Annotated in this window: 16 protein-coding genes and 7 pseudogenes; 9 read left to right on the top strand and 14 right to left on the bottom strand. The window is 31.9% G+C overall.

Annotated features, from left to right (window positions below):
* Positions 1–137 precede the first annotated feature (137 nt).
* The 5 genes and pseudogenes from ABLV90_RS11030 (at position 138) to phoU (ending at position 4,718) form a co-directional block, all read left to right on the top strand.
* Positions 138–1,089 (top strand): annotated as a pseudogene (locus ABLV90_RS11030) (PstS family phosphate ABC transporter substrate-binding protein).
* Between the two features lie 145 nt (positions 1,090–1,234).
* Positions 1,235–2,164, top strand: coding sequence for a phosphate ABC transporter permease subunit PstC (gene pstC, locus ABLV90_RS11025; protein ID WP_460872636.1), 930 nt, complete (start codon positions 1,235–1,237; stop codon positions 2,162–2,164).
* A 1-nt stretch (position 2,165) separates the two neighbouring features.
* A pseudogene (gene pstA / locus ABLV90_RS11020) lies at positions 2,166–3,078 on the top strand (phosphate ABC transporter permease PstA).
* A gap of 103 nt (positions 3,079–3,181) precedes the next feature.
* Positions 3,182–4,064: pseudogene (gene pstB / locus ABLV90_RS11015) on the top strand (phosphate ABC transporter ATP-binding protein PstB).
* Between the two features lie 3 nt (positions 4,065–4,067).
* Positions 4,068–4,718 carry a phosphate signaling complex protein PhoU gene (gene phoU, locus ABLV90_RS11010; RefSeq protein ID WP_460872635.1) on the top strand — a complete coding sequence of 217 codons (651 nt, stop codon included), beginning with the start codon at positions 4,068–4,070 and terminating at the stop codon, positions 4,716–4,718.
* Positions 4,719–4,831: 113 nt separating this feature from the next.
* Here the strand turns inward: phoU and pepF are convergent, their stop codons facing one another.
* Complete coding sequence (gene pepF / locus ABLV90_RS11005) at positions 4,832–6,640, bottom strand: oligoendopeptidase F (protein WP_460872634.1); 1,809 nt, start codon at positions 6,638–6,640, stop codon at positions 4,832–4,834.
* A 249-nt stretch (positions 6,641–6,889) separates the two neighbouring features.
* On the opposite strand from pepF, the pseudogene ABLV90_RS11000 reads away from it, so the two are divergent.
* Both ABLV90_RS11000 and ABLV90_RS10995 read left to right on the top strand, forming a co-directional pair.
* Positions 6,890–7,238, top strand: a pseudogene (locus tag ABLV90_RS11000) (hypothetical protein).
* 961 nt (positions 7,239–8,199) lie between these two features.
* Entirely contained in the window at positions 8,200–8,721 is a 522-nt protein-coding gene (locus ABLV90_RS10995) for a DUF308 domain-containing protein (protein WP_460872633.1), read from the top strand.
* A gap of 350 nt (positions 8,722–9,071) precedes the next feature.
* Here ABLV90_RS10995 and ABLV90_RS10990 read toward each other — a convergent pair.
* The 11 genes and pseudogenes from ABLV90_RS10990 to ABLV90_RS10940 form a co-directional block, all read right to left on the bottom strand.
* Positions 9,072–10,333 (bottom strand): annotated as a pseudogene (locus ABLV90_RS10990) (aminoacyltransferase).
* 30 nt (positions 10,334–10,363) lie between these two features.
* Positions 10,364–11,626, bottom strand: a complete 1,263-nt coding sequence (locus ABLV90_RS10985; protein WP_427704483.1) for an aminoacyltransferase — start codon at positions 11,624–11,626, stop codon at positions 10,364–10,366.
* A 295-nt stretch (positions 11,627–11,921) separates the two neighbouring features.
* Entirely contained in the window at positions 11,922–12,581 is a 660-nt protein-coding gene (locus ABLV90_RS10980; RefSeq protein WP_069832130.1) for a type 1 glutamine amidotransferase domain-containing protein, read from the bottom strand.
* A gap of 132 nt (positions 12,582–12,713) precedes the next feature.
* The gene (gene trpA, locus ABLV90_RS10975) at positions 12,714–13,451 is read right to left on the bottom strand and encodes a tryptophan synthase subunit alpha (protein ID WP_427704485.1); all 738 of its coding nucleotides are present in this window, start codon (positions 13,449–13,451) and stop codon (positions 12,714–12,716) included.
* Positions 13,444–14,658 (bottom strand): tryptophan synthase subunit beta, encoded by a 1,215-nt coding sequence (gene trpB / locus ABLV90_RS10970; protein ID WP_427704486.1) that lies wholly within the window; start codon positions 14,656–14,658, stop codon positions 13,444–13,446. Before trpB ends, trpA begins: the two co-directional genes overlap by 8 nt.
* Positions 14,655–15,290: a phosphoribosylanthranilate isomerase gene (locus ABLV90_RS10965; protein WP_427704488.1), complete on the bottom strand. Its 636-nt coding sequence runs from the start codon at positions 15,288–15,290 to the stop codon at positions 14,655–14,657. The genes trpB and ABLV90_RS10965 overlap by 4 nt, the downstream gene beginning before the upstream one ends.
* A pseudogene (trpC, locus tag ABLV90_RS10960) lies at positions 15,287–16,070 on the bottom strand (indole-3-glycerol phosphate synthase TrpC). The gene ABLV90_RS10965 and the pseudogene trpC overlap by 4 nt, the downstream one beginning before the upstream one ends.
* Positions 16,054–17,070, bottom strand: coding sequence for an anthranilate phosphoribosyltransferase (gene trpD, locus ABLV90_RS10955; RefSeq protein ID WP_460872632.1), 1,017 nt, complete (start codon positions 17,068–17,070; stop codon positions 16,054–16,056). The pseudogene trpC and the gene trpD overlap by 17 nt, the downstream one beginning before the upstream one ends.
* Complete coding sequence (locus ABLV90_RS10950) at positions 17,039–17,635, bottom strand: anthranilate synthase component II (protein ID WP_427704492.1); 597 nt, start codon at positions 17,633–17,635, stop codon at positions 17,039–17,041. Before ABLV90_RS10950 ends, trpD begins: the two co-directional genes overlap by 32 nt.
* Complete coding sequence (locus ABLV90_RS10945; protein ID WP_427704493.1) at positions 17,632–19,038, bottom strand: anthranilate synthase component I; 1,407 nt, start codon at positions 19,036–19,038, stop codon at positions 17,632–17,634. The genes ABLV90_RS10950 and ABLV90_RS10945 overlap by 4 nt, the downstream gene beginning before the upstream one ends.
* 529 nt (positions 19,039–19,567) lie before the next feature.
* Complete coding sequence (locus tag ABLV90_RS10940) at positions 19,568–19,777, bottom strand: hypothetical protein (RefSeq protein ID WP_427704495.1); 210 nt, start codon at positions 19,775–19,777, stop codon at positions 19,568–19,570.
* Between the two features lie 239 nt (positions 19,778–20,016).
* On the opposite strand from ABLV90_RS10940, the gene ABLV90_RS10935 reads away from it, so the two are divergent.
* Both ABLV90_RS10935 and ABLV90_RS10930 read left to right on the top strand, forming a co-directional pair.
* On the top strand, positions 20,017–20,112 hold the full coding sequence (locus ABLV90_RS10935) for a type I toxin-antitoxin system Fst family toxin (RefSeq protein WP_002512389.1): 96 nt from the start codon (positions 20,017–20,019) through the stop codon (positions 20,110–20,112).
* A 1,217-nt stretch (positions 20,113–21,329) separates the two neighbouring features.
* Complete coding sequence (locus tag ABLV90_RS10930) at positions 21,330–22,025, top strand: hypothetical protein (protein ID WP_460872631.1); 696 nt, start codon at positions 21,330–21,332, stop codon at positions 22,023–22,025.
* A gap of 81 nt (positions 22,026–22,106) precedes the next feature.
* Here ABLV90_RS10930 and ABLV90_RS10925 read toward each other — a convergent pair.
* Positions 22,107–23,145 (bottom strand): annotated as a pseudogene (locus tag ABLV90_RS10925) (M42 family metallopeptidase).
* A 129-nt stretch (positions 23,146–23,274) separates the two neighbouring features.
* Complete coding sequence (locus ABLV90_RS10920) at positions 23,275–24,186, bottom strand: D-2-hydroxyacid dehydrogenase (protein WP_460872630.1); 912 nt, start codon at positions 24,184–24,186, stop codon at positions 23,275–23,277.
* Between the last annotated feature and the right edge of the window lie 234 nt (positions 24,187–24,420).

Raw genomic sequence — 24,420 nt, 5'->3', positions numbered from 1 at the left:
TGTAAATAGAAGCAACCTTAAATTAACAAAACATTTACAGTATCTATATTTGTATTTAATAAATTGTGTGTAATATAGGAACTGTAAGAAATACATATAACTTTTAAGGGTTATTTATTTATTAGGAGGATGTTTCAATGAAAAAATGGCAAGTATTTGGAACTACAGTAATTGGCTCTTCACTTTTATTAGGCGCTTGTGGCGGCGGAAATGCTCGGTTCTGGTGGCGGCGAAGGCGAAGTTAAAGGCGACGGTTCATCAACAGTAGGTCCAATCATTGAAAAATTAAACGAAAAATTTGCTAAAGAAAATTCCGATGTTACAGTTTCATCTGGTACATCTGGTACTGGTGGCGGATTCGAAAAATTCATTTCAGGGAATACTGATTTTTCAAACGCATCTAGACCAATAAAAGATGAAGAGAAGAAAAAATTAGAAGATAAAGGTATCAAATATAATGAATTTGAAGTTGCAAAAGATGGCGTAACAATTGCAGTTAATAAAGAAAACGATTTTGTAAACGAATTAACTAAAGATCAATTGAAAGATATTTATTCTGGCGAAGCAAAATCATGGAAAGATGTTAATCCTGAATGGCCAGATAAAGAAATCAAATCATTTTCTCCAGACCAATCACATGGTACGTATGATTTCTTCACTGAAGAAGTTATGGATGACGGAGATATCAAAGCAGAGAAAAACGCTGATACAAACGTAATCGTTCAATCAGTTCAAAAAAATGAACAAGGTATTGGTTACTTCGGTTATAATTTCTTTGAAGAAAATAAAGATAAATTAAAAGCCGTTGAAATCAAAGATGATAGTGGTAAAGTTACTAAACCAACTAAAGAATCAATTCAAGATGGTTCATATGCTTTAAGTAGACCATTGTTCATTTATACAAACGAGAAAAAACTAAAAGAAAATGAAGGATTCCAAGATTTCATGAAATTTATCTTTGAAGACAAAGGTAAATCAGCTGAAGAAGCAGGATTTGTAGCTCTACCAGAAAAAGATTACACAAAACAACTAGATGAATTAAAAGAGATTACTGGTAAAGAAAGCAAAGACAAAGAAGAAGACAAATAACACATAGCTGTAAATCTTAAAGGTCGGGATTCTGTATTAGAAAACAAAGTGGCGATGGGAATAAAGTCCACTTTGTTTCTCTATTTCTAAATATCCCAACCTTTTTTTAACAATTTCGGAGTCTATATGAAGGAAGGATATTAACATGGCGAATAAAAACCGCTCCGTAAGCGAAATGATTGAAAAAAACAACGCCAATAAAAATGGTGCAAGCGATAAAATTGTTCCTATTATTTTAGGTACAATAGCAATTTTTTCTATATTAGCGACAATCGGCATTGTAGTCACATTATTAACTGAAACAATTACGTTTTTCACACGTATTCCTATTACAGAATTTCTCTTTTCGATGGAATGGACACCATTCTCATCTGATCCTAAATTTGGAATTTGGCCATTAATATTAGGTACGTTGAAAATAACTGTAATAGCGACAATCGTAGCAGTGCCATTAGGTCTGGGTGCGACACTTTACTTAAGTGAATATGCTTCGCCACGTGCTAAAAGTATTATCAAACCAATATTAGAAATATTATCTGGTATTCCAACAATCGTATTCGGTTTCTTTGCTCTAACATTTGTTACACCGTTAATACGTGGAATCTTTCCAGACATAGGTAGTTTCAACTCTATTAGTCCAGGTCTTGTAGTTGGTGTAATGATTATTCCATTAATATCAAGTATGAGTGAAGATGCAATGTCATCCGTACCAAACAAAATGCGAGAAGGTGCACTAGGTTTAGGTGCTACAAAATTTGAAGTAGCAACTAAAGTTATTTTACCAGCTGCAACTTCAGGTATTATGGCCTCAATTGTATTAGCAATTTCACGTGCAATTGGCGAAACTATGATCGTATCTCTTGCTGCAGGTAGTACACCGAGTGCATCACTTGATATAACAGGGTCTATCCAAACAATGACAGGTTATATCGTTCAAGTAGCAACAGGTGATGCAACATTTGGTACTGATACTTACTATAGTATTTATGCAGTAGGATTCACTTTATTCTTATTCACGTTAGTAATGAACTTGATTTCTCAATGGATTACGAAACGTTTCAGAGAGGAGTATTAATATGACTGAAACAAACAAAAACGTGCTCGTAGATCAACAAACAGTTGAAAAGAAACTCTCTGGAAGGTTAACGACAAATAAAGTTAATAAATGGGCTTTCTTTGCCTGTACAATGGTTGGTCTGCTCGTATTAGCGGCATTACTCATTGATACACTTATAAAAGGTGCTCGGACACTTAACTCCATCATTTTTCACTAATTTCTCATCATCAACGCCTTCTATGGCAGGGATTAAAGGTGCCTTTATCGGTACAATATGGTTAATGGTTACTATTATCCCGATAACAATTACTTTAGGTGTTGGTACTGCAATTTATTTAGAAGAATATGCTAAAGAAAATGCACTTACAAACTTTATTAAAGTGAGTATCTCAAACTTAGTCGGTGTACCTTCAGTCGTATTCGGTTTACTCGGTCTTACAATTTTCGTAAGAGGTATGGGTATCGATTCAATTGCACTCGGAAACTCCGTTTTAGCGGCCGCATTAACAATGTCATTACTTATCTTACCGGTAATCATTGTAGCTAGCCAAGAAGCTATAAGATCTGTACCTAGTTCTGTAAAAGAAGCTTCATACGGACTAGGTGCTAACAAATGGCAAACAATACGCCGTGTTGTGTTACCAGCGGCGATTCCTGGTATTTTGACAGGTTTCATCTTAGCACTATCTCGTGCATTAGGTGAGACAGCACCATTAATTTTAATTGGTATACCAACGATTTTATTACAGCTACCATCAACAATATTCGATCAATTCCAAGCGTTACCAATGTCAATTTATAGCTGGACAAAATTACCACAGGAAGAATTCCAAAACGTTGCATCGGCAGGAATTATCGTATTACTCGTTATATTACTATTAATGAATGCAATAGCGATATTCTTAAGAAATAAATATAGTAAAAAATACTAAATTTAAGACACGATAAATATTATTTAAAAAAGGCTAGTAAATGGGAATGTGCTAGGGTTTCAGTAAAACCTTAGCATCTAGCCTATAAAAAGGAGTTTTAATTATGAATAAACAAATTATAGATAATAACGATACGAACGATACAATAAAATCACATACCGACCGTAATGACTCACCAATAGCTACTATTGAACCAAACCATTCAGACAATAAAATCCCAGATAGCCAAAAGAAAATTGTCTATTCAACTAAAAATCTTGATTTATGGTATGGCGAAAATCATGCATTAAAAAACATTAACTTAGATATCTTAGAAAATAATGTAACTGCGATTATTGGACCATCAGGTTGTGGTAAATCAACATACATTAAAGCATTAAATCGTATGGTTGAACTTGTACCATCTGTTAAAACTGCCGGTAAAATCATGTACCGTGATAAAAATATTTTCGATAATAAATATTCAGTTGAAAAATTGAGAACAAATGTAGGGATGGTATTCCAACAACCAAATCCATTTCCTAAATCAATTTATGATAATATTACTTATGGTCCTAAAATCCATGGTATTAAAAACAAAAAAGTCTTAGATGAAATTGTTGAAAAATCTTTACGTGGCGCTGCAATTTGGGATGAATTAAAAGATGACTTAGACAAAAACGCTTATAGTTTATCAGGTGGACAACAACAACGTGTTTGTATTGCGCGTACATTAGCTATTGAACCAGATGTTATATTAATGGATGAGCCAACGTCAGCTTTAGATCCAATATCAACATTAAAAATAGAAGAACTTGTTCAAGAACTTAAAGAACAATATTCAATCATCATTGTTACGCATAATATGCAACAAGTCTGCTCGTGTTTCTGATAAAACTGCTTTCTTCCTTAACGGCTATGTTAATGAATACGACGACACTGATAAGATCTTCTCTAATCCTGCAGATAAGCAAACTGAAGATTATATCTCAGGTCGCTTCGGTTAATCTATGGCGACAATTAGACATAAATATGAAGGCCAACTAGACGGACTTATTAAAGATCTACGTCGACTTGGTCTTTATGTATATCGTAATATAGAATTTGGACTAACGTCGTTAAGTGAAGAAGATCGTAATTATGCCAGACAAACAATAGCTAAGGATAAAGAAATCAATGAGCAAGAAACTGAAATTAATGAAAAAGTAATCATGCTTATCACTAAGCAACAACCGATTGCTACAGATTTACGTTTAATGATGGCCGCTTTAAAAATCGCCACTGATTTTGAACGTATAGGCGATAATGCAACAAGTATAGCGAAAATTAGATTACGTGCAAAAATTATTGATGAATATGTACTGACGAGACTCAACACCATGGGAAAACTTGCGCTCTTAATGTTAAAAGACTTAGATGATGCAGTAAAAGACAATGATATTACCTTAATAAAAGAAATCATTGATCGTGATAAAGATATTGATGATATCTATAAAAATATTGTAAACACAACGTATTTAATAGATAATGATCCTTTCGTTGCCGGGCAAGCACATTTAGTCGCAAGACATTTGGAACGTATTGGAGATCATATCTGTAATATAGCAGAGAATATTTATTTCTTTATTACAGGCGAACGTTATGAATCCTATAATAAATAAGAATGTTACACATAATAAAAGCACAATGGCTTTATAAAGATGACTCGCTTTCAGATAAATGAAAGTGGATGATCTTCAAAATTGCCATTGTGCTTTTTTAATTTTATAAAACGTTATTTCTTTTCAATTTCATCAGTTAATGTTTCTAGTTCATCAACAAGTTTGCCAATATAGCCAATTGTTGATTTTAATGGTTGTTCAGTACGGATATCTATACCTGCAATTTGGGCTAAATCTACTGGTGATTTACTACCTCCTGCTTTCAATGTATCTAGCCAAGCATCAACAGTCGGTTGGCCTTCATTTTGAATACGTTGAGACATCACTGTACCAATTGTTAAGCCCGCTGAATACGTGTATGAATATAATCCCATATAATAGTGTGGTTGTCTCATCCAAGTTAACTCTGCGCCTTCTGTCAGTTTCACACTGTCTCCAAAGAATTGACTATAGACATCAAGCATAATGTCATTAAGTATTGGGGCAGTTAATGATTCGCCTTGATCGACTTTATTATAAACTTCACGTTGAAAAGCAGCTTCAAGTAAATGCGTAACCATATTATGATAATACGTTCTTGAAATAATAGAACCTGTTACCCAACGTTTAAATTTAGCATCATTGCTATTTTCAAATAAGTAGTTCACCATAAGCATTTCATTCATAGTAGAAGGTGCTTCTACAAAATACATCGAAGCTTCTGATTCTAAATAATTTTGATGTTCCTGTGCTAAAGTAAAGTGACCCGCATGACCTAATTCATGCGCTAACACGAAGGTTTCAGTCATTTTGCCAGTCCATGATATAAAGACATATGAATGTGAAGCATATGGACTCGCACAATAGGCACCTGTTTCTTTACCTTTGTTTTGTGCAAAATCTATCCATCTATCTTTATAAGCGGCTTCAACCATTTTCAAATAATCTTCACCAAGTACATTTAAAGCACCATAAATATATTGTTTAGAATCTTCTATTGAAATTTCGGGCTCGTAATTTGGATCAATAGAAACTTTTAAATCTTCAAAATGCATCACATCTAAGCCATGAACACGTTTAACTAATTTCGCATATTTTTGCATAATGGGTGCTAAATCACTCATAATTACATCAATTTGTCTGTTAAACATGTCTCGTGTCACTTCTTGCTCTTGTAGTAAATAATCAATAACAGAATCATATCCTCTTAAATCTGCTTCGATTTTCTCTTGTTGCACTTGCATATTATATGTCGCAACTGTCGTATGCTGATACTTACTTAATGCATTACTAAAATGTTTGAAACTTATTCTTCTAAACGTTTCATTTGGATTATCTTCATATTCATTCTCAAAAGTAGCATAATCTAAAGGATATGTTTGATGATCATATTCAAATGATTCAAAATCAATATCCAACATTTTTGTAGTTCCATAAAGTTCAAAAGCGCTCTCAAAAGTAGGGGACAAACTTGCTAATACTTTTTCAACTTCTGGAGATAATTGATGCGCCTTATTCGCTTTTAATTTTGTTAAAAAGTGTGGATACTTCGATGTTTTAACAAGTTGTTCAAGTGTTTGATCAGAAAGTTCTAATATTTCTGAAACTACAAATGAAAGTTCACTAGCGATTTTTCCATAAGATGTAGACAATTTTGCGCTTAATGTCTGTGCATGTTCATTAGCCGTATCAACGCTCAATCTTAACTCAGCATAATTTGCCATTCGATCTAATTGAATTAATAGTTCAGAATATGCATCCAGTGCATCTTCAACAATATCTACTTCATTTAAGTGACCTGTATATTGTTGATTAAACGCCTTAGCTTGTTCTAAAGTCTCATTCAATGTATTATAAAATGCATCGTCAGAACTAAATAAGTCAGTTACGTCCCACGTTTCTTCAATTGGAACATTATTTCTAAATGGTAGTGTTTCAGCCATATAATCTACTCCTCTACATTTATATTGTATTCACAGTTAATTATACATGAATGACCCGGATAAATGATAATCGAAAGTTTATCTAAATTAAAAGTGGGGAACAGTAAACCGAATTGGATTGACACGTATTTTTTATTAATTTAATATAAAATTATACTGCTCAAGACTGAATGTATTTATATAGAAAATATAGTATGATATATATAATGTAAGTAAAGTATAAATATTAAATAAAAAGGAGAGGAATTAATGACTATTTTTGATATGCCTAATTTTTTATGGATTACTGTAGTAGCTGTCATATTAGTAACAGTATTTTGCAATCTTGTCTTAAATAAATGGTTTACTGCACCAATCTTAACATTAGTAGTATTAGCAATATCAGCATTTTTAATACCAAATTTTCAAGATATTACATATGAACCTTTATTAGGTTTCTGTTGCGTTTATGACTATATTAAGTTTAATCCTAAGCTTTGTAATATGGTACATGACACGTAACTGGAGACGTAAACGCCGCGAAAAGAAAGCTAGAAAAGAAATACGTAAACGTGGTGGCATCCCAAAAGATGAATTAGAAGATTATAAACAAAAATAAAAAATGAACTGTAGCTATAATCTAAGTTACAGTTCATTTTTTTAATTATATCTTTAAATTCAATCTGTTGAATTAATAAAATGTTATATAAAAATTCAAACCACAGCATATACCATATATGAGGTTTAAGCCAATATAGTAAAGTCGATAATTTGATAGCATCAGTAAAGTACAATAGTAACAAGTTAATTAAAGTTATAAACATATAACGTAATAGATGGATCATGAACAAGAAGAAATTACATCGAAGCACTAGAAAGAATGATTGCGTTAACAAGCATGTATAACGTAACAGGTAGTGAGTTACCAATTAGGGCCTTTTCTTTCAAATACCAATAACTTCCTATAATATATATTATGTAAACTAAAAAGTAAATTTTAAAAGTTACATATCTATATAGCTATTTTTATCATATATATTATGTATTTAGCATTTACTACTTATTAATCCTATTTTAGCTTTTTCATGCATATACATAACGTCATATCATTTAACATTTACTAGATACTTATACGCATCTCACTTAATGTCTAATTATAATTGTACTTTATTAACTTTCAAGCTACGTAAATATCTATACAAGTTTTGTTTTGACTGTATGCGACTAAGATATTGTTTATCTTGTTTTCGGTTATTTTATACAATGATCTAAACTCACAATTTTACGTGTGTTTACATGGATATATACTCATGAACTTATATTTAAACGCTGAGAAATCGACTTCTCAGCGTCTTATTTTTATGAATTAGTGATTTTAAGCTCAAACAATACTTTGTTCTTTAATCTTGCTATTAGATTGATATCTCCTTCAATTTTATAGCAATCCTTAAAAAATGGTCTTTTATTTAAAGCATATACTTATAGGGTTACATAACATAAATATAGGCACCTATAAAAAACGTGTTCTTTTCTGTCATTTGGGTATATACTATTTAGATAATCATTTAGGAGTGAAATTTATGCGGGAACGTTCCCGAATCAAATGGTCTAGTTTAGTGATTGGCGTCATTTTTCTAATTATTGGCGTGTTTATTTTAAGTTTTCCTGAAGAAAACTTATTTGCTATTACATGGCTCATAGGACTACTATTTATTATTAACGGTTTTTTAGAAATTTTCGTTCGTCGTGTAATGAAAAAAACAGATAAAAATGCTTCAACCATAGTGCTTGTACTTGGTGTAATTAACATTATTTTAGGGTTATTGATTTTATTTAATATCGTTACAAGTACGACATTTATTGTTTATTTATTTGCTATTTGGTTTATTATTAATGCGTTATTTAATATGTTTACGGTAACGCCACTTGAAAAATCAAATAAAGGTTTCCATATTATATCGGTTATTTTGAACATTATTACAATTATTTTCGGTATTATTTTACTGTTTAATCCACTTATGGTGGCAATTTTAGTTGCTATCTTCATGAGTGCGGTGTTCTTTATTATTGGTATAACTTATATCATTAGAGCATTATCTTAATGATCCTTAACTTGTAAATAAATAGGGCGCATTTTTGAAAAATCATGCTAGAAAGCGCACTACAAGTCGTCTTGTAGTGCGCTTTTCATATTTTCATAACTATTACATATATTATTTTAATAATTTTATAAAAATAAATTTTACTATAAAATTATTATAGTGTAAGGTTATTGCATTGCTAAAATCCTATGCTATACTAAAAAATGTGGGAACAACAAGAATTAACATCTCAGACTATTCCACATTTTAGTTCATTGTTATATTGGAATTGCCATCCTAATATAACTAACTTCAGAACGAAAGAAAGCATACTGATTAGGGCTTACATACCAGTATGCTTTCTTTTTTTGCTATTTTTTTACTTTTTTTCTAACATTATTCAACGTATTAAATAACCAATATTTTGTTTTCTTAATTGGTTTATAAAAGTCGCCGATTAATTCTTCAATTTGCACATTAAATCCACGTTTAAAGCGATATACGCCGTAATCTTCACTATTTTCAGTGAAGTCGCCTGATAAACCATAGAAATTATAGCGACCATAACCATTGTCAAAACAATAGTTCAACATGTACCAGTGCATCATATAAGGTCCCATATATTGATTATATTTTTCTGATGAGCCACCAGAGAAGTAGTTTACTTCATATGCATTTGCAAAATATACACCAGCAGCTAAATTTAATATAGCACCATCTGTTAATCTTAATTCACTTGCATGCATTAACTCTTTTTTATCATGCTCTATTTGTTTATCCAGTTCTGTAATTTTCTTCAACTGTTTATCTGATTTATTTTCATTCTGCATGATTTGATCTCTACGTGATTCTTTATCATTAATACTCTCTTGTGTATTTTCAATATATTCATTTAAGTCTATATATGCTAAAGGTATTAAAGCTTTATCACCATAATTATCAATGAAATTATAGAAATATTCATCTGTTTTAGATACAAAGCCAAGACGTTTTTCAGTTTCTCGATAAAGATCTAAGAAAAGACCGAATTCATCCCTATTTAACAATCTAACTTTAATACCAAAATTAATTGCTTTATTGATATTACGTTTTCTTTGGCTATCAAATTGTTTTTTTAAAGATGCTTGGTGTTTGGCCATCTAAGTTCAATACACCCATCCATCTTACTTGGCTAGATGTATCATATTCAGTCGTAAAGCCGTGATGTGTATACCCATGAGATTTAAATAAGTTGACTAATGCGTCATTCTTATCTGGTTCTGGCAATGGATTGATATCTTTATCATATATTTTATAAATCCAGTACGGGTCCATTTTGACATATAAACAATTATGGTGTTGAAGATAATGATCTAATTCACGTAAATAGAAATCTACTAAACCTAAATCATTGTAATCCATAACTGGACCACGATTAGAATAATAAACATAGCTCCCCATTGTAGGAATTTTAGAGAAAAGACTAGCAAGCAATAACCTGATTGTCGTCATCTTTTAAGCCTAATAGTACAACTTGAAATCCATCTTCTTCTCTTGTCGCAATATTTTCTTTTACTTGAAAGTAATGACTCTCTAATGCTGGGTTTTGTACAAAATTGTCATACTCTTTGACGGTTAACTCTGTAAATTTCATTCTAGCTTAGTTCCCTTCTATAATTTATATCTACTTCTTAATATCTTTTATTTTTTTTAATGTCGTATAAATTTTGTACATTGGTTTATTAATAGGTTTTACAAAATCCCCAACGTATTCAACTACTTCGGCATTAAATCCTTTTTTAAATTTCACTACGCCTGCATCTTCCGCATCTTCTGTGAAATTACCACTGATACCGTAGAAGTTATATCTATCTATATTATGGTCAATAGCGTAATTAATCATCTTCCACTGAATCGCATAACTACCAGCAAAGTGTCTAAATTCATTTGAAGTGCCACCTGCATAGTAAACTACTTCAAAGGGGTTAATAATAAAGTATGCTGCAGAAATTGGTAATTCATTACCGTGTTCAGCCTGTAACGATTGCGCTTCTTCAATTTTTTGTTGATTTGCAATAAGCTGTTGTTCTAAATTATCTCGCTTATTATACGCTTTTTTATTTTCTGGTCGTTTTTCTATATCTTTAATCGCCTTGTTAATATCTTTACTTAAGACATCACGCTCTGCTTTTAATTCTTCGATATATTCATCAAAGTCCATATAAGCTAACGGGACCAAGATACGATTCTTATAATATCTCAATCTATTATAATAAAAGCTATCTTCCCTATCATCAAATTCTTTTGATTCAGATGTATCTTCCATAAACGAACGGAAGATTGGTAACTCATCTTCTTCTAAGAATCTTACTTTAACACCATTCTTTTGAACTTTTTTTGTATTACGTTTACGTAGGCTATCCATGCCGTTAAGTACATCTTTAGCTGTTTTACCTGCTAAATCTAATACTGAGTGATATCTAATTTGAAGAATTGGATCAAAACCAGTTAAAAATCCTTGGTGTTTGTATCCTAATTGTTTCATTTTGTCGAAAAACCAGTCATGACCAGCATTTCCTAACACTTCTCCATCATGATTACGATATTGATAAGCTAAATAAGGGTCAACTCTTAAATGTAAACCTTTATGTTTTTTAACATATTTAGTTAATTCATTAAAGAAGTAATGAACAAGTTCTTTATTTTCAAAATCTATAACAGGTCCTCTGTTTGTATAAAAATATTTATAAAACTTCATTACTGGTACTGCAGTCAGTAAACATGCCGCAATGACTTCATTTTCATTGTTTTTAATACCAACTAAGTGTGTTTCTGTACTTTCTGCAATTTTCAATTCGTAGTTTCCTACCATTTGTGTAAAATGACTATTTGGCATATTATCTGTAAATGTACTGAACTCTTTAGCAGTTAAATTCGTAAATTTCATTTTGTATACTCCTATTTGTTTATAGTTCTTTTTTTATTTGAGTTTAAACTTCAATCTTGATTATTATACAATAACCATTTATAAAACTAAATCAATAGCATATATAAATTCATTATACATGAACTTTATGTATGTCTTATTATATCATTACTTATATTTTAACAAAGAATAAGCAATTAAACACATTTGCCATTGTTATAACAATAAAAACTGGAAAACTTATTAAGTTTTCCAGTTTTCTTTATAGTTGGGAGTAGAACATTTATATCTGTTCCACGCCTTATGATACTATGTTCTAATTTAAAGCGTCTCGTAATGTTTCACCTATTGCTACGCTTGATTGTGGGTTTTGACCAGTAATAAATTGATTATCTGTTTCCACATGTTCAGTGAAGTTGTCCTGAGTTACAAATTTGACGCCTTGATTTTCTAATTCTGTCTGAGTTAAGAAAGGTACTTTTTCCTCAAAGCCCATTGCACGTTCTTCTTCATCTGTAAATGCAGTTAACGTCACGCCCTTCACTAGGAAGTTGCCTTTCTTATCTTTAGCACCGACAAAAGCACTTGGACCGTGACATACAGATGCAATGATTTTATCATCTGCTTTAAAGTCAGCAAGTACAGAAGCTAACTTCTGATTATGTGCAAAATCAAATACTGTGCCATGACCGCCTGGTAAATATACAGCGTCGTATTGACTCACGTCTATATCTTCTATACTTGACGCTGATTTCGTTTGCTCAACAAATGCTTTATATTTATTAAGTTCACCATTCTGTGTAGAATTGGGATCTAATGGGACTTCCCCACCATTTATTGTAGCGATATCTACATTAATATTTGCTTCCGTTAATATATCATAAGGTTCACTTGCTTCTTCTAACCATAATCCTGTTGGTGTACCATCTTCAAATTGATTAACACTTGTTATAATAAACAAGACTTTTTTACTCAAATTATGTCACCTCTTTTTAAAAATAAGAGAATAGCTATATTTAATTCATTGAAATTGCATGCTATGCACCTCAAAAATATATTCTCTCTTAATAGCGTACCCATAATTCTAACCTCTTACACACACAATGCTTTATTCACTTTTTCTATCGAGTGCATTTCTAATTGAATTAAAATAACTCACTGTGTCTGCTTTTGGATCTTTCTCTAATCGTTTAACAATTTCACTACCTATAACGACACCATCTGAAGCTTCTATGATATCTGACACATGTTCTGGTGTACGAATACCAAAACCTGCAACGACAGGCACATTAGAAATTGATTTTATATGCTTAATTCTATCTTTAAGTTCAGGATGGAACTTACCATTTTCCCCTGTTGTCGCATTCATTGTTACTGTATAAATAAATCCTTCCGCATCTTGAGCGATTTGATTACTACGTTCTTCAGACGTCGTCATAGCGATGAGTGAAATAATATTCACTTTTCTGTCAGGATGGCGTTCTTTTAATTGTTGCACTAGTTCATGTGGCAAATCAGGAATGATTAAACCGTAGACACCTGCTTTTTCACAAGCTTTAAAAAATGCATCTTCTCCGTAAAAATTAATAATATTATAATAAGTCATTAATACATATTTACTTGATATTGAATCACGATGTTCAGTTAGTTGATCTAAAATATACTGAATATTGACGCCCTCTTTTATGGCTTTGCTACCAGCGTCCATAATGACTGGTCCATCAGCCACTGGGTCTGAAAATGGTACACCTACTTCAACAATATCAGCACCTGCATCACTGACGGTCTTAAGATTTTCAATAAAAGATTTATTACCCATAATATATGGAATGAATAGTTTACGCATTAGAATCACCGTCTTCTTTCATATAATTTCTAATTGTTTCCATATCTTTATCGCCACGTCCTGAAACTGTAACAACAAGAATTTCATCTTTGCCCATCGTTGGTGCTAACGTTTCTACATAGCTTAATGCGTGTGCACTTTCAATAGCTGGAATAATACCTTCAGCTTTTGTAAATCTAACTAAAGCATCCATCGCTTGTTTATCACTTGCAGTGGCGAACTTCACTCTACCTATATCGTGATAATACGAATGTTCTGGTCCAACACCAGGATAATCTAAACCTGCAGATATAGAATGTGCTTGTTGAATTTGACCATTTTCATCTTGAATAAGATACATTTTAGTACCGTGCAATACGCCTTCTTTACCTTTGTTAATCGCTAGTGCATGTCTATCCGTATCATAACCTTCACCTGCAGCTTCTACGCCATATAATTTCACGTCATCTTGAACGAATGGGTAGAATGTACCAATGGCATTAGACCCACCACCAACACAAGCTACAACTGCATCTGGTAAACGCCCTTCTTTTTCTTGAATTTGCGCTTTAATTTCTGTACCGATGATTTTTTGTAAATCTCTTACAATAGTTGGAAATGGATCTGGTCCTAAAGCTGAACCTAATAAATAATGCGTATCATCTACATGACTTACCCAGTATTGTAATGCTTTATTAACCGCGTCTGATAACGTTCCTTGGCCTTCAGTTACAGATTCAACTTTCGCACCTAACAATTCCATTCTAAATACGTTTAAAGATTGTCTTTTAATGTCTTCTTCACCCATAAATACTACGAGTTCCATATCAAATAATGCGGCAACCGTCGCACTCGCAACACCATGTTGACCCGCGCCTGTTTCAGCAACAAGTTTATTTTTACCCATTCTTTTGGCTAATAGTGCTTGGCCTAATGCATTGTTTATTTTATGCGCACCAGTGTGATTTAAATCTTCACGTTTTAAATAAATTTTGGCGCCACCAAGGGCTTCTGTATATGAATCAGCATATGTCAATGGTGTTTCACGACCAACATAGTCTTTAAGGTAACCATCTAATTCTTCTTGAAATTTAGGGTCTGCTTTGGCTTCTTGATAAGCTTGTTTCAATTCTTGAATTGCTGGCATTAACGTTTCTGGTACGTATTGACCACCATAAGCACCGAAGAAACCAAATTCATCTGCTTCTGTTTGTATGTTTTTATTCATAATTCATTTGCTCCTTTTACGAGTTTAATAATTGCTGCCATTTTTTCCGTATCTTTTTCATTATTTGTTTCTATACCACTAGCGATATCATAGCCTTGATGTGCTAAATCTAAAGATGCTACAGCTCGTATATTGTCGTAGTTCATACCGCCCGCGATTAAATAGTTAACATCGTTGATTGTTTTTAACATTTCCCAATCATATACTTTACCTGTACCACCATAAGACTTCGATGGTGTATCAATAATAAACATATCTACATTATCTTTATAATAATCAATAGCTGTCGTTAATGTTTGTTGGTCTGTTGCGGGTAAGGCTTTGATAACTTTAATGTTCGGATTACTTTTCTTAATAAAATGTACAGTTTCTAACGGTTCATTTCCATGGAGTTGAATTGTTGAAATCTGCGTTTGCGTTATCAAATTGGTAATCGTGTCATAACCTGGATTAACAACGATGACTACTTTTTCTTTATCATCAGGTATAACTTCAGTCAATTGTTTAATGGTTGGAATATCTACATATCTTTTACTCTTTGGAAAATGAATAAACCCCATCGCATCAATATTTAAGTCTTTTGCTTTGTTTACATCGGCTAATGTGCGAAAGCCACAAAACTTTAACTTCATCGTTGCACCTTGTCTAATTTTAGACCTGGTAAGAATTGACTTAAGTCATCACATTTCATTAATGATTCACCAATTAATAAACCATCTATACCCGAATCAACGATATTTTGAACATCTTGCTCATCTTTGATACCACTTTCTGAAATATAGTAATAATCCGGTTTTTTATCTTCTAAAATCTCATTTGTATGCAAGACATTTGTAATGAAACGCTTCAAGTCTCTATTATTCACACCAATAATTTTTGGGTCTAGTTTATAGGCACGTGCTAATTCTTCTTTATCATGAACTTCTACGAGCACTTCTAAATTTTGCGATGTAGCGTATTTATATAATTCTCTTAATTCTGGATCGGTCAAAACGTTAACGATAAGTAATATTATCGAAGCGCCCGCTTTTTTAGCAACATCAATTTGAATCGGATCTACTACAAAATCTTTACACAATACTGGTAATGATGTTTCTGTTGTTAATGCTTGTAAACGTTCGTAGCTACCACCAAAATAGTGCTCATCCGTTAATATAGAAACTGCATTCGCACCATGAGCTTCGTAATCTTTCACTTGTTGCGCTAAGTCTCTTGCTTGGTAATCCATCAAGCGTTGGACTTTTAGATTTAATTTCAGCAATCACTCCAAGTTGATTTGAATCATCTAAATGTGATTGGAATGTTTTTTTATGTGAAATATCCACTGCTTCTAGTGTTGATAATTTATCTTCATAATAGCCCTGCTCTAGTAAACCTCTTTTATATGTTACAATCTCATCCAATATAGTCATACGTTTTGCCTCCCATTTTATTATATTGCGTTAAAGCTTTGCCACTTTCTATTAATGCTTGTGTTGCTTTCACACCAGCTTCTATTGTTTCAGCTTTTTCTGCTACATAGAGTGCGATGCCTGCGTTCAAGATAACAACATCTCTCTTAGCACTACGATCTGTTCCATTTAATATATGTTTCGTGATTTCTAAGTTGTCTTGTGGTGTACCTCCAACAAGTGCTTCGTTTGGCGCATAATCTAAGCCTACATCTGTTGCATTCAGCGTATAGTGTTTAATTTCTTCATTTGCTGTTACTTCATAAATAATATTGTCGCCAGATAATGTAGCTTCATCCATACCATTTGCACCGTATACAACGATTGCTTTTTTACGTCCTAAATCTGCTAAGGTTTGTGCAATTTTTTCTAATTTTGATGTTTCGTAAACACCCATGACTTGATAATCCAATTTAAAAGGGTTAATGATTGGACCAGTAATATTAAATATTGTTGGATTGCTGATACCTTTTCTGATAGGTTGAATATTTTTCATTATCGGATATGTTTCAGTAGCATTTAAAAAGACCAATCCATTATCGTCTAATTGTTTTGGTGTATCTTCAACAGTGCTTGATTTGATAGCCATTGCATTTAACAAATCCGTGCTTCCAGATGATGAAGTGACACTCTTATTACCATGCTTAATTACGGGTACACTTGCACTAGCGATAACAAAAGATACGGTTGTAGAGATATTAAAACTATTTGATTTATCTCCACCCGTGCCACAAACACACATAGCATTAGGATAGTACGGTTGTTCACGATACATAGAATGAATTAAACTATTTGATATATAAGTTAACTCCTCTTGCGTAGTTTCTTTTTCAGAAAACGTTTCGAGTAACTCAATTTTTACGCTGTCTTCTAAATTTTTAGAAATAAGTAATTCTATAAATTCATTCATTTGTGCTTGATTAAGTGGTTTATATTGTTTTAACTGTGTTTGTAGCTCCATCTTCTGTTACCTCCTTCATTATGTTTAAAAAGTTATTAATGATTTGTTTACCATGTGCCGTAGCAAATGACTCGGGATGATATTGAATCCCATAATGTAACAATTGTGTGTGTTCAAATGACTGTATGCAATCTTCTGTTTGTGCCGTTATTGTTAATGTTTCAGGTAATGTTTGAGGATTACTCATCAATGAATGGTATCGCATAATTTCTGAATATTCTGGAATATCAGTGTATAACAAAGTTTCTTTTGTGATACGCATTTGGTCTTTTTTACCATGTTTTATATAATCACATTGGATGACATCGCCGCCATGATAACAAGTCAATGCTTGCGACCCTAAGCAAACGCCTAAAATCGGTTTATTTTTATAATGATCAATGATTTGCATCAAATCATCTGTATCTAATGGATGACCTGGACCAGGTGAAATAATAACACCGTCAATATCCATATTATATATAGATGGGTCATCCGGATATTTAACTATCACTGCTTCTTTCTGTGCAATCATATCTACTAAGTTATAAGTAAATGAATCATAATTATCAACTATAAGTATCATGGTGACACCTCCAATAAGCTTTTAGCTTTTAATTTTGTCTCTTCAAGTTCTTTTTCTGGAATTGAATCATACACAACACCACAACCTGCTTCTACGTTAATGTGCGTGTCATCAATCATCATTGTACGAATCGCTAATGCGAAATCTAAGTCGTGGTTACAATTGATATAACCAATACCGCCACTGTATACGCCACGTTTTTGTGGTTGCACTTCATAGATACGTTGAATCGCTCTTAGCTTAGGTGCGCCTGATACAGTACCTGTAGGTAATAAACTCGCAATCACTGTCATTGGTGAATAATTGTCTTTAAGCTTTCCAGTAACTTCACTGACAATATGCATCACATGTTCGTAACGTTCAATTGTCATTAATTTACCAATTACCGAAGTCCCTGTTTCACTTACACGATGGATATCATTTCTACCCAAATCAACAAGCATACTGTGTTCGCTTAATTCTTTTTCATCGTTTTTTAAACTGGCTTCGTTTACTTGGTCTTCTTCTTCAGTAGCGCCTCTTTTTATCGTTCCGGCAATTGGATTAGTCACTACGGTTTGCCCTTTTACTTTTACAAAACTTTCCGGTGAACTCCCTACGACAATCGGCTGATCCATATTCAAGTAATACATATATGGACTTGGATTTTGACGTTTTAAATTTTGGTAAAGTTGATAAGACATAGCTTGTAATTGTTGACCAAAGTGATGTTCGTAACTATAAACGATAGATGGTACAACTTGAAACATATCACCTTGTTGAATGAGTGACTTCATTTTACTAATTGTATTAATAAATTGTTCTGGTGCAATATTTGATTTAATCTCTTTTTCTGTAGCTGTATGTTCAAGCTCAGATGGATAAATCGTAATTTGTTTTAATTCTTCTACACGTTTAGCTACGCGCGCTTTTAATTGTTCATCATTTTCTTTTGAAAACAAGTTCGTTGCAATAACGTATAAATGCTCTTTGTAATGATCAAATATATATGCATCTTCAACCATATGAAACTTAGCATCATGTTGCGGATGATCTTCAAGATTGATTTGTTTTAGTACTGGGAATTCATGTCTTACTAAATCAAAACTACATGATCCTACAAAACCAGAAATAAAAGGTAATAACGCTAATGCTTCGTCTTCAATTTCTGCTTTATATTGATCAATTAAATCTTTCATTTTTTTATAAGGTTGCTCATGTTCTACTCTGTTTTCTTCTGGTGTACATACTGTCATTGTTTCATTATCCAACGTGATTGAACCGTAAGTATCGAAAATCACTATAGAATAACGCCCTTTTAGTTTCGATTGTTCTGAACTCTCTAATACGATTTTATTTTCTTTCAATCTTGCTAACGCTTCTGGTGTTACCTCTGCATTTAATCTTTGATATTGCACTTTCATTTTATTTTCCTCCTCATAAAAAAATCAGCATCCTTAAACATTGTTAAGGACGCTGACGCGCGGTACCACCTAAATTAGTAGATATACTTGCTTTAATCTACTCTCTCATTGATTTATTCATTTGTTATCCAACAAAACCCAATTTCAGTATATGTAGGTGTTAGTTTCCATCAACCACTAACTTTCTGCTTGCTACCTTTACATCACTTACTTCATTTTGCTTTCTTATTTTTTGGTATATAAAAAACACCACACTAACGCATATCTGTAAGGACGCGTTACCGTGGTGCCACCTTAGTTAACAAATTATTTGTTCACTTTAAATATTATAATTTTTAATTACATCTAAAAGCCCAATTCACATTATATGCAGTGCTAATTTCCATCACCCATTAGCTTTCTTCTTACTACATGTCATATATGCTACGTCATCTTTCAAATGGCAACCTAAGTTGCGAAAAGTAATTACCTAGTATGCTACAAGGATATTTTCAATTTGTCAACATTTGAATTTATATTAATTACTATTTTACTTTAAACGATGATTATTGTTGAAATCATTTTGGTTATACTTGTTGAAGTTGGTTTTGAATACATAGCCGCCAATGACTAGCATTAAAACAGGGACGATAATAATGACATATATCGTCAGACTACCAAAAAAGTTAGTGAAAAATGCTAAAGCAAAAATGATGAATAATATTAAAAACAAAAGGTTTAAGCCTAGTGTTTTTTTCATTAGATATCCCCCTTACTTAGAAAATAAAGATAATATTCACGCTTATTTTTATCATAACTTATCATCTTTGTACATGTAATCTGCTAAATTTCCATTACTATTTTGTGATATTTTATATGAAAATCAATGGTTTATTATCTATGAATCCGATGCTTAATCAACAAAAATAGAATAGAATATAATTATAGTGTCGTCTATCTCTCAGGCGTCAATATGACGTAGAGAGCAGGTGCATATTAATGATCGAGGCTCTTGTTCATACCACTGTCACAGTAATTAGTGGTTGCATCGTTACCTTATTTGCGTATTGGTTACGTAATCGTAATGACAAGTAAAAGGCGACATTAACCACACCAAAAAACCCCCTCGCTATTAGTGGTAGCGAGGGGGTTTTTTGGTTCATTCAATGCACGAAACTCTTGTTAAATATATTATAACATCGTATATAGTAAAATTGCAAAATTAAATTGAAGTTGCTAAACAAGCGAAATTATTTATTTTAGTAGTTATGCACATATCATCTAATTTTCAATGCATTATAATATATTGACATAAATTTTACGTTTTAAATATAATATAATTATAGTGTTCGATACATCACTTTATAATTTCGAAGTATTAGATACATATACAAAAACTAGAAAGTAATAGTTACGAAGTCACTAACGAAGCACCTAAATCTTTGTCCTTAGAATAAGTATAGAAGACAGAGAAGTCATAAATTATTAAATGTACTAAGAAAGAATATCAAGGACGCTTTGAAGAAGCCTAGCTTTCTAATATTAAATCTAAATTCTCTTTTAATCTTAATAATGATGATATTTACAGGTAGACGTACGATAGCGTTATAGTTTTACACCATAATTAGGTTTCATTGTTCAATAAAACATTGATATTTGATTAATATTTAGTACGTCCTAGTGGTATAAGAAAAGCTTATGTAATAAAAAAGTCGTCAATATAATGAAAAATAACGATTAATAATGCTGAATTATTATAAAAAATGTTTAGTAATAAAAAGAAAAATGCTACATACATAAAGGAGTTGTATAATTTCTAATGAGCTCATTTTATATAATCTCACTTTTACGGGGAATTATTATAGGATTTTATGCTCCTATTTGGATACTATTCCTATTTAACTGTGGTTATAATTTGTTTTTTATTGGGATTATAGGAACAATTTTTGAAATCATGAAATTTCTTTTTGAAATACCTTCAGGTGCAATTGCAGATAAATTTGGTGTGAGATTCAATTTAATTATTTCATGCACTTGTCTTTCATTAACTTGGTTATTTTTTCCGTTTTCGTCAAATATATTAATTCTAATAATTATACTATTGACTTGGACTCTATCTGAAACTATGTTTTCTGGAACTTTCGAATCATGGCTCAGCTATTCTGTGGGAGAAATTAACTTTTCTAAATATATGTTTAATAGCACAAAAATTTTTATCTTGTCTATAATAGTGATATCTCCATTATCAGGCTTTTTCTATAAAATTAATAATTACTTACCTTTTATCTTAGGCTGGAACTATCTCTATAATATTGGTACTTTATTTAATTATCTGTATTAAAAATGACAAACTTCCTACTAAAAAGCATAAACAACAGCAATACCCTATACTATCAATTATAAAAGATGCAACAATCGTTATGATTAACAATAGAAGAGCCTTTAATATCATTATAGCCAGTTTTTTCTTTGCCTTTGTGATAGATACAATTGATAGATATTGGCAACCGTATTTTCAATATATAGGGATAAATGAAATGCTTTTTGGTTTAATAACTACTTTTGGTGGAATAATTTTATTATTAGTTTTACAGTTATTTTCAAAATTTGATTCTCATTTTAATAAATCACCTGAAACTTACAATGCTTTAATCATATTTGTAACTATGATATTTATAGCATTACTCATATTAGGAAGAAAGTTAGTTTCTATAATAAGTATTTCATTAGTTACTATCGTTGATGATCTTATGAATACCTTAATCAGCAATATCTTGAATCAAGAAATGGCAAACAAAACAACAAGTATGGCTACGATATTTTCATTGAATGGTGCCTCTGGTGCAATTGGAGAAATTTTATCAGGTATTATATTTGGTTATATAATAGCCAAAACAGGATATAATATTACTTTTATCATTTGTGTTTTAGTTCTCCTCATACCATTCACTCTATATTTGATAAATCTAGTTGCAAACATTAAACGAAGACCTAATATAAACCCATAGTCTATTTTTAGCGTAATTGAATGCACCACCTCTTATTTATAGCATTACAAAATTAAATAGATAATCTAGGTTTCAATATATTTATGATTGAATCGGTGCTAAACAATAAGCATGTAACAATGCTTGTGTCGCTTTTAATGAATCAATATGCGTACGTTCTAATGCATGTGATGATTCGATACCCGCACCGAATAAGCCATGTTTTATATCTGCGCCTGCTTTTAATGCTCGCTGAAGCATCAGAACTATAATATGGATAAATATCAACTTTGTATGAGATTTTATTTGTTTTACATAAATTGACAAGTTGTTCACGTAATGCCTTATGATATGGACCTGAGGCGTCTTTAGCACAGATAGAAACTGTATACTCATCTGAAGCTTGACCATCCCCTAAAGCACCCATATCGAATGCAATAAACTCAACAATATTTGATGAAATTGAAGCATTGGCACCATAGCCTATTTCTTCATTATTAGAAATGTAAAATTGGATCGTATGCGGTAATTTGAGATTTTCTTTTTTAACTGTTTTTAAAAACTCTATAATCATGGCAACACTTGCTTTGTCATCTAAATGACGTGATTTTATAAAACCCGAAGATGTGATTTGTGTTCTAGGATCAAAACTTATAAAATCTCCTACCTCGATACCTAATTGTTCTGTATCTGCTTTTGTATTCACCTTTTCATCTAATCTTACTTCCATATGGTCTATGTTTCTAGGCTCATTATCATTATTACGATATACATGTACGCTTGTTTCATGTAGACATATTGTGCCTGTGTAAGTTTGTCCTGCAGATGTTTCAATTTCGCAATATTCCCCTTCTATTGCGTTATAACTAAAGCCACCAATTAAATCTAATGCTAAACGGCCATCTTCTTTAATTTCTTTTACCATTGCACCTAATGTATCCACATGGGCTGTAATACATTTATGGTCTTGATCATTCTCACCTTCTACAGTAATAATCAACGCACCTTTGTTAGTAATATGAGTCGTATAACCTAACTTTCCAACTTCATCTTTAACGTATTTAACTGCCATTTCTGCATGCCCTGAAGGACTATTAATATTCGTTAATGCTTGAATTGTCGTAAAAATGGATTCTGTCATACTATCCCCTCCTTATATGTATATCTTTAGTTTAACTGTTATTTTCTAAAATTGGTAAGATTCCGAATAGAAATTCCTATTTGATAACAGTGATGCTAAACGCAAAAACCCTTATATTTTTATTACAGTTTAATAACCTCTACTGAAGTCTACTTGATTTGATAATGTTTTATCTCTCTCTAAATACTCTAATGTATTACAGAAGCATGAAATAGCATCATCTAAATCTGTTAAAGCTGAAATATGTGGTGTTATCGTAACATCTTCCCTGTGCCATAACTCTGATGATTTTGGTAATGGTTCTGACTCAAAGACATCTAATACTGCATGTCTCACTTTTCCAGTATCTAGTGCCTTTATAAGTTGATTTGTATCAACACCCTGTCCTCTACCAACATTTATAAAATAAGTATTATTTAAATAACTAAAGATTTGTTCATTAAATAGTTTTTCAGTTTGTTGTGTTAACGGTAAGGTACTAATAATATAATCCGATTGTTCAATCAATGGTTTGGATGTTTCTAACGTATTTACTTGTTTAAAGTACCTTTTGTTTTCGCCACTACTTGAAACACCGTATACAGTTGTGCCAAATGACGATAAAACTTTTGCTATTACTTTTCCAGTTTCACCAGTGCCGAATATCGTTATCGTTTGATCTTTCAAGGCGACGGGTGTTTCGCATGACCAGAGCTTATCTTTTTGTTGTGATTGAAATAATTTATGATGTTGCAAGTCTTTTAATATATAACTCAAACAATATTCACTCATTTTTTCTCCAAAGTCACTCACAGTTCGAGTTAATACCGTATTTGATTTCTTCCAACCATCTATTGCTAAAAAATTATTTACGCCTGCATTAAATGCATGGACCCAATTTACCTTAGAAGGATGAAATGCTTTACTAGGAGCAAAACCTACATAAGCATCCGCCCATTCCATATCACCTTCTGAAATCATATCAATCGATTGAAAACGCAAATGATACTTTTCTAAATACAACAAATATTGCTGAAAAGCAGATTCATATTGACCGAGCAATCAAAATATTTTGTATATTCAATTTCACCACTCCTGTATAATTTAAATGATTTTTATTTCGGTTTTATTCTTTCATATATAAATCTTTATTGAATTATCTCATACCATTTCATCATACAAAGTATATCTCAATTCATAAAATTATAACTTGCTTAGTAAGTTAAATCTTCATTTTCAGAGTTTAGGCATATTGCGAAATAACATTTGTTGCTTTACAATGTTACTATTCTGAAA

Origin of the sequence: Staphylococcus sp. 2S1 (assembly GCF_046721335.1) — a bacterium.
GTDB lineage: Bacteria > Bacillota > Bacilli > Staphylococcales > Staphylococcaceae > Staphylococcus > Staphylococcus equorum_A.
This window is presented reverse-complemented; position numbering and strand designations above follow the sequence as displayed.

Coding starts and splice junctions, on each gene's coding strand:
- ABLV90_RS10985 (WP_427704483.1), bottom strand. CDS start 11,626: ATGAAATTTACGAATTTAACTGCTAAAGAGTTCAGTACATTTACAGAT.
- ABLV90_RS10965 (WP_427704488.1), bottom strand. CDS start 15,290: ATGAAGTTAAAGTTTTGTGGCTTTCGCACATTAGCCGATGTAAACAAA.
- pstC (WP_460872636.1), top strand. CDS start 1,235: ATGGCGAATAAAAACCGCTCCGTAAGCGAAATGATTGAAAAAAACAAC.
- trpD (WP_460872632.1), bottom strand. CDS start 17,070: ATGGAGCTACAAACACAGTTAAAACAATATAAACCACTTAATCAAGCA.
- ABLV90_RS10995 (WP_460872633.1), top strand. CDS start 8,200: ATGCGGGAACGTTCCCGAATCAAATGGTCTAGTTTAGTGATTGGCGTC.
- ABLV90_RS10940 (WP_427704495.1), bottom strand. CDS start 19,777: ATGAAAAAAACACTAGGCTTAAACCTTTTGTTTTTAATATTATTCATC.
- ABLV90_RS10950 (WP_427704492.1), bottom strand. CDS start 17,635: ATGATACTTATAGTTGATAATTATGATTCATTTACTTATAACTTAGTA.
- ABLV90_RS10945 (WP_427704493.1), bottom strand. CDS start 19,038: ATGAAAGTGCAATATCAAAGATTAAATGCAGAGGTAACACCAGAAGCG.
- ABLV90_RS10935 (WP_002512389.1), top strand. CDS start 20,017: ATGATCGAGGCTCTTGTTCATACCACTGTCACAGTAATTAGTGGTTGC.
- trpB (WP_427704486.1), bottom strand. CDS start 14,658: ATGAATAAAAACATACAAACAGAAGCAGATGAATTTGGTTTCTTCGGT.
- phoU (WP_460872635.1), top strand. CDS start 4,068: ATGGCGACAATTAGACATAAATATGAAGGCCAACTAGACGGACTTATT.
- trpA (WP_427704485.1), bottom strand. CDS start 13,451: ATGCGTAAACTATTCATTCCATATATTATGGGTAATAAATCTTTTATT.
- pepF (WP_460872634.1), bottom strand. CDS start 6,640: ATGGCTGAAACACTACCATTTAGAAATAATGTTCCAATTGAAGAAACG.